This is a genomic window from Streptomyces sp. NPDC060027, assembly GCF_042737005.1.
In the GTDB taxonomy this organism is placed as follows: Bacteria; Actinomycetota; Actinomycetes; order Streptomycetales; family Streptomycetaceae; genus Streptomyces.
The window spans coordinates 1-5900 of the sequence record NZ_JBHWVI010000353.1 but is presented as its reverse complement, the minus strand read 5'-3'; the positions used below and the strand labels follow the sequence as shown (position 1 = coordinate 5900).

The following is a 5900-nucleotide window of genomic DNA, read 5'->3' as shown; positions in this document are numbered from 1 at the left end:
ACCGTGTGCCGCATGCCGTCATCGAAGGTGACGGACGCGTGAAATGCACCCCTGCCGCCTGGAGCCGCGACCCTCACGGAGGGCTCTGAACAACGCCTCGACCAGAGCCCCCGCCCCACTCCTCAGCCGCCGCCCGGGGGAGGATTCCATGCCCGTCCCCCGCGCCACTGGATCCAACGTGGGTCGTCCAGGACCTCCTCCGGATCACTCAGGCCTGCTGCCTGGAGAAAGACGATCACATCATGATCGGAGAACGCCGTCCCCAAAGACTCCTCACGGCCCCGGCGCATCACAGTCACCCGGCGGCCACCCGTCCGGGCCGACTCACCTACAACGATCAACGCTGCCATCCCTCCACCATTACGCCGTTCCCGCCGCCACGCACACGCGCCAGCCTCGGCCTCTCTCCCTGCCCCTCACAGGAGGAGAGTCACCTCAGGGGATGTGTTGGGATGCGGCAGCTCAGTAGAGGTGTTTCGCTGCGCTTCGTCCACTCTCCCCCATCACACAAGGAGCGTCATGGGCATGACCGGTGAGCCCGGTGGCAAAGCCGAGCAGATGCGTGCGAGGGCCGAGGAAATGAAGGATCTGGCCAAGCGCACCAGCGACCCCGACGAGCGCAAGGGCCTGAGCGATCAGGCCCGCCGCCTGAAGGAGCAGAGCGACAAGGAATCCGGGTAGGACACAGGCCGCAGCGGCATGCACCCCCCCAGTAGCCGTCCAGCCCTTATCGTGATTTCCGGCCGGCGGCTGCCGGCATTCCATCCACAGGTACGAGCAGGTCACCGTCGACCTGGACCGGCTCGATTTCTGCGACTGTGCCGGCCTCAGCACCCTCATCCCCGCGCAGAAAACCGCCCCCGCACATGGCACCGCCCTGACCATCCGCATCGTCCCGCCCCAACTGGCACGGCTGCTGCACCACATCCCCCACACCCTGCCCACCGAACTGGGCGACCCACATGGCGTGCCCGCTCACAAGTTCCATGTCGGCAGCAGGTGATCAGCGTGCCCCTTGCCGGGCGCAGCGCCCGCTGGAGGGCGATGCTGGGTGTTATGGGTAGTTCTGCCGCAGGGCTGCCGGTGTGGTCGCCGATGCTTGCGTCCATCGGCTCGCTGCCCGGGCCGGCCGAGGAAGCGGAGTACGCGTACGAGACGCTGTGGAACGGTGCCCGGGTCCTGATCCACCTGCCCGGCGACGGCACCATGCAGCTGGCCAGCGCTGCCGGGCTTGACGTCACCACCGACTACCCCGAACTTTCTCCGCCCCCCGGACTGCTGTGGCAGATCCAGGCGGTCCTCGACGGCGAAATCATCACCCCCGACCCTGCCGGGCGCCCCTCGATCGAGGGGCTGCAGCAGCGGATGAGCCTGCACCACCCGCGCGCCGTCACACGCGCCGCAGCGGAGTACCCGGCCCAGCTGATGATCTACGACGTGCTCTACCTGTGGCAGCCCGTCCTCCACCAGCCCTACACCGCCCGCCGCACCCTCCTCGACGACCTCCCCCTCAACGACGCCCGGCTGCTGGTACCGGCCGCCTGGCCCTCTATGGCAGCCGAAGCCCTCCACCAAGCCCTGCAGGAGGGCTACGACGGCATCACTGCCAAACGCCTCACCAGCCCCTATCTTCCCGGCCGGCGCAGCCGCGACTGGATCAACATCAAAGACCACCCGCCAGCCTCCGGCGAGACCACGGCTCGATCACGGTAGCTCCGCTTCCGGCTCACCCGGCTCCTCATCCATGCCGGACCGCTCACTTCGGGGTGCGCCGATGGCGTTCTGCGCGGCGGGTACGGCATCGGGTGGCGTCGCGGCCGGGGATGTTGCGCCCGACTCGTCCCGGCCGACGCGCCGGGCAAGGCGCGGGACGGAGGGTCCGGCCTCGCAGGCGGCGACGGCCGCTATCCCCACTTCCCCGGCAGGCGAACTCCGTGCGGGCGTGGCCCGGTCGCAGAATTACGAAAGCATAGTAGACATAACAGACATGGCTGCGATGAGCGGCACCGGCCGGTCACGCACCTGGCACCTCAAGGAGGAAAGATCATGATGCACTCCGAGCAGATGGGTCCGGACATGAAGAAGTGCGTGGACGCCTGCCTGGCCGCGTACAGCATGTGCGAGGAGACGATCAACCACTGCCTGCAGCAGGGCAGCGAGTACCTCGACCCGGCCATGATGCGCACCCTTATGGACTGCGCCGACATGACCCGCATGTGCGCGGACATGTGCATGCGCATGTCGCCCATGAGCAAGGACATGTGCACCATGTGCGCGCAGGCCTGCGACATGGCCGCGGAAGCATGTATGCGCATGGAGAACGACCCACAGATGAAGCGATGTGCGGAAGCCTGTCGCGCCTGCGCAGAGTCCTGTCGGTCCATGAGCGGCATCCGCGCCTGACATAGGACGAGCCTCCTGCCGCCCGGCTGCAGGATCTCGACGACCGTGCCCCACCAGCCCCTGGACGCTGCCGCGCTCCCTGACGGAAGCGCGGCACGCTGGTGAGGTCACGAGGGTCCGCCAGACGACAGCTGCCGGAGCCCCTCACTCAAGCCGCGGACGGCACGGCATAAGCCAGCCGGGACCGACCGGCGGGGCTGTCGCCCCGACGAGGGAGCGAAAAGGCGACCGCCCCGGCCTGCTCCTGCGAGTCCTGTAGCGGCAGCAGCAAAGTGTCGCCCTCCGCCAGTGGTCCCAGCATGGCAGGACGCCCGGGTGACTTCCTGGCTGATCGACATTGATCACGGGCGGCCATGGGAAGGTGCCGACCGGCAACTCCGATCCGCCGCATCCGGACGCCGCCGACACGGCACGGAGCAGGTGCGGGCTTCGTGTCTGCCCGCCCGATACGTCGTTGAGGCGGATGAGTGGCTGGCCGAGATCACAGCCCAGGCGCGCAAAAGCGGGGCGCGCGTGTTCCGTGAGCGTGCCCGTGAACCATCCCGAAACCCCGCATGGGGTGGCTGAGTATCTGCTGTCAGCGGCGATCGAGGGCGTTGAGGGGGCAGGGGTAACCGCTGGAGAGCGTGACGTCCTACGGCGGCGCCTTGCCCACCTACACGACACCTCCCTACGGCCACACGGCCCACTTCTGGGCCCTGCTCGTCTTCAGCACCACCTACAGGCATCATCTAGCCGGGCGCACCCGCGGTCCGTCCCCGGCAACAGGGTGGTGCAGGGCCGCGTGTCGTGTCCGTCGGCAGACGTCGTTGCACAGGACATCGCGCACCCGTCTCCTGCCTCCCACGCCGCGGCCGGTACGCGCGGGCTGAGAACTCGCTACCGCGGGACTGTCCAATCAACGGCCCTGTCTCACATTCGGCATTCGGTGGTGACGGAGGGTGTCGCTATCCGAGGAGGATGCGGTGGCGTAGAAGGGTGAAGCCTGCTCGTCCGTGCATCTGGCGCGCGATCCGCTTGGTCTTGGTGTTGACGCCCTCCGTGGGGCCGTTGCTGTACGGAAGTGTGAGCGCGGAGTTCACGGCGTCGCGGTCTCGTTCCAGGCCCCGGGTGAAGGCGTGGAGATGGGGTAGGTCGACGGCGTGGGCCTGGACGATCCAGTGCGTGAGCACGTCGGCATTTCCGGCGTGAGGCGTCAGGAGTTGAGCAAAGTCCCGGATGAGGGTGACCAGTTGGGTCATCTCGGGGCAGGCAGCGGTGAGCTTGGCCAGGAGCTCGTGATACTCGGCCTTGAGGTTGTCGGGCCTGGTCAGCAGCATCCGGGCGAACCTGCGCGAGGAGATGTGGCTGCGGTCGGCGTCCGCGCGGCCCTGGTTGATGTACTTGTGCAGGAGGTTCAGGCAGCCGGTGAAGCCGAGGGCCTTGATCTCTTCGAAGAGGTGCTTGACGGGAACGGCGGGGTCCTCGGTCCGGCGTTTGCGCAGGTGCTCGCGGTACGGGTCGACGAGACTGGCACGGTATTTGGGGACGCGGAGCATCCGCTCGGGCTGATCGGCTCGGGCGTAGCGTTTGACGGTGTTCAGGGCCAGTTGCAGGCGGCGGGCGCACTCGGGCAGGCCCACGCCCTGGTCGAGCAGGTCGCTGATCTGGTGCCAGCGTTCCAGGGTGGTCTGTGCGCGGGGGCGTCGTACAGGGGCGCGTCCAGCACGGTGGCCCAGCAGCTGCTGTGTGCCTTCACCTCGCTCAGGGCCGCTTCGCACAGGTTGTGCCACACGTGCCACCGATCGGCGACCTGTACCGCGTCGGGCAGGGCGCGGCGGATGGCCTCGGCATACGTGGCCGAGCCGTCCCGGCACACGACCTCGACGCCCGGATGCTCGCGCAGCCACGCTTCCAGGGTGTCGGTCGTCCGGTCGGGCAGCACGTCGATCCGCTCGTGGGTCTCGGCGTCGATCACCACGGTGGCATAACGGTGCCGCCGGCGCAGAGCGAAATCATCGACGCCGATCACGCGGGGCACCCGCCCGGTGGGCAACGGGATACGCAACACGATCAGTAAGACCGTGTCCTATGTGGTGAGGCGGAGGAGCCTCTTGTAGCAGCAGAGGGCGGCGGCGAGGCCGAGAAAGGCCAGGTAGTTGCGGGGGTGGCGTTCGTAGCGGTGGTTGAGTCTGCGGTAGCCGGTCAGCCAGGACATGGTCCGCTCAATGACCCATCGTCGGCGCCCCAACCGTTCGCTGGACTCGACTCCCTTGCGGGCGATACGGACACCGATGTGCTTGCCCCATAACCATTTTCGCAGGTGAGGGACGTCGTAGGCCTTGTCGGTGTGCAGACGCCGGGGCTTGAAGTACAGGCTGCGGTGGGGGTCGTGGTGACCCTGGATCATGGGCTTCAGGGCAAGGCTGTCGTGGGTGTTGGCTGCCGAGAGGCCGGTGAGGAGGGGCAGTCCGTTCGCGTCCGACAGGACGTGCATCTTGGAACCCGGCTTGCCCAGGTCCACGGGGCTTGGACCTGTGAGTTCGCCCCTTTTTTCGCCCGCACATGAGCTGAGTCGAGGACAGCTCGGGAGAGGTCGAGCAGGCCGGCGTCGTCCAGGCGGTGCAGGATCTCCTCGTGCAGTCGGCCCCACGCACCTGCCCGCGACCAGATCAGGAACCGGCGGGGGGCGGTCGACTTCGATATCCCGAAGCACGGCGGCAAAGCCCGCCAGGCGCATCCGCTGACCAGCACATAGATGATCGCCGCGAACAGCGTCTCATCAGGCGTGTCTTGCGTCCCGCCGCCCTGCGGTCGCACCCTGGACGGCGGGATCAGCGGCTCCGCGATCTCCCACAACCCATCCGGAACAATCCAACTCCACGTACCCCGCCCCATAACCAAGCCCAACGACCCAGCTCCACATAGGACACGGTCTTTTAGTCCCGTTGCGGGTCGTGGCCTTGGGCGGTGTCCGGTGGCCAGGTGGCGGTTGCCAGGCCGGGAGCAGGGGGTGGGGTCCAGAGGAAGGCGGCTCCGAGGCAGGTGAGGGTGCGGTGGATGTTGGGGTGGAAGCCGGTGAGGTGGAGGGTGGCGTGGGTGGCGTGGACGGTGTCGATGAGTTGGCTCAGCGCGCGTAGGCCCGTTCCGTCGCAGAAGACGAGGGCGGTGAGGTCCAGGTGGAGGCGCCGGGGGCGTCCCGCCAGTGCTGTGGTGAGTGCCTGGTGGAGGAGTGGGGCGGTGGCGAGGTCGAGTTCTCCGGTCAGGCAGAGCAGAACGGTGTTCCCGTACCGCAGGGTGTGGGTCTGGAGCAGTTCATCCGCTCGCATGGCCGCCTCCGGAAGATCCTTCGGGTGGGCCAGGGCCGGCTGGCTTCCTGGTGTCCCCGCGTGCCGGGCGGGGTTCTTCCAGGATGCCTGGTGGGGTTAGGCGGCGGCGAGGTCGGCCCAGTGGTCGATGAGGCCGTCGGTGTCGGTGTCGGTGTCGGTGCCGGTGTGGTCGGCGAGGGCGGTGATGAT

At 67.8% G+C, this 5900-nt stretch carries 6 protein-coding genes and 1 pseudogene; 4 read left to right on the top strand and 3 right to left on the bottom strand.

Going from position 1 to position 5900, the window contains the following annotated elements; translation table 11 throughout:
• Positions 1-525 precede the first annotated feature (525 nt).
• The 4 genes from ACFWBT_RS41290 (at position 526) to ACFWBT_RS41275 (ending at position 2403) form a co-directional block, all read left to right on the top strand.
• The gene (locus ACFWBT_RS41290; RefSeq protein ID WP_385709466.1) at positions 526-681 is read left to right on the top strand and encodes a DUF6381 family protein; all 156 of its coding nucleotides are present in this window, start codon (positions 526-528) and stop codon (positions 679-681) included.
• Between the two features lie 82 nt (positions 682-763).
• The gene (locus ACFWBT_RS41285; protein ID WP_385709469.1) at positions 764-1003 is read left to right on the top strand and encodes an STAS domain-containing protein; all 240 of its coding nucleotides are present in this window, start codon (positions 764-766) and stop codon (positions 1001-1003) included.
• 53 nt (positions 1004-1056) lie between these two features.
• Entirely contained in the window at positions 1057-1713 is a 657-nt protein-coding gene (locus tag ACFWBT_RS41280; protein WP_385709464.1) for a hypothetical protein, read from the top strand.
• A gap of 333 nt (positions 1714-2046) precedes the next feature.
• Complete coding sequence (locus ACFWBT_RS41275; RefSeq protein WP_385709461.1) at positions 2047-2403, top strand: four-helix bundle copper-binding protein; 357 nt, start codon at positions 2047-2049, stop codon at positions 2401-2403.
• A 947-nt stretch (positions 2404-3350) separates the two neighbouring features.
• Here the strand turns inward: ACFWBT_RS41275 and ACFWBT_RS41270 are convergent.
• The 3 genes and pseudogenes from ACFWBT_RS41270 to ACFWBT_RS41260 all read right to left on the bottom strand — a co-directional run.
• Positions 3351-4468 (bottom strand): annotated as a pseudogene (locus ACFWBT_RS41270) (ISL3 family transposase); the annotation flags it as partial.
• A 3-nt stretch (positions 4469-4471) separates the two neighbouring features.
• Positions 4472-5280, bottom strand: a protein-coding gene (locus ACFWBT_RS41265) for an IS5 family transposase (RefSeq protein ID WP_385709459.1) whose coding sequence is annotated in 2 segments (ribosomal slippage) — positions 4472-4932 and positions 4932-5280 — 810 coding nt in all. Because the reading frame shifts where the segments join, the coding sequence is not laid out codon by codon here.
• Between the two features lie 41 nt (positions 5281-5321).
• The gene (locus ACFWBT_RS41260; RefSeq protein ID WP_385709456.1) at positions 5322-5711 is read right to left on the bottom strand and encodes an STAS domain-containing protein; all 390 of its coding nucleotides are present in this window, start codon (positions 5709-5711) and stop codon (positions 5322-5324) included.
• Between the last annotated feature and the right edge of the window lie 189 nt (positions 5712-5900).

Bases quoted from the DNA above. Each gene is read 5' to 3' on its own strand.
- ACFWBT_RS41290 (WP_385709466.1), top strand. From the start codon at position 526: ATGACCGGTGAGCCCGGTGGCAAAGCCGAGCAGATGCGTGCGAGGGCC.
- ACFWBT_RS41280 (WP_385709464.1), top strand. From the start codon at position 1,057: ATGGGTAGTTCTGCCGCAGGGCTGCCGGTGTGGTCGCCGATGCTTGCG.
- ACFWBT_RS41275 (WP_385709461.1), top strand. From the start codon at position 2,047: ATGATGCACTCCGAGCAGATGGGTCCGGACATGAAGAAGTGCGTGGAC.
- ACFWBT_RS41260 (WP_385709456.1), bottom strand. From the start codon at position 5,711: ATGCGAGCGGATGAACTGCTCCAGACCCACACCCTGCGGTACGGGAAC.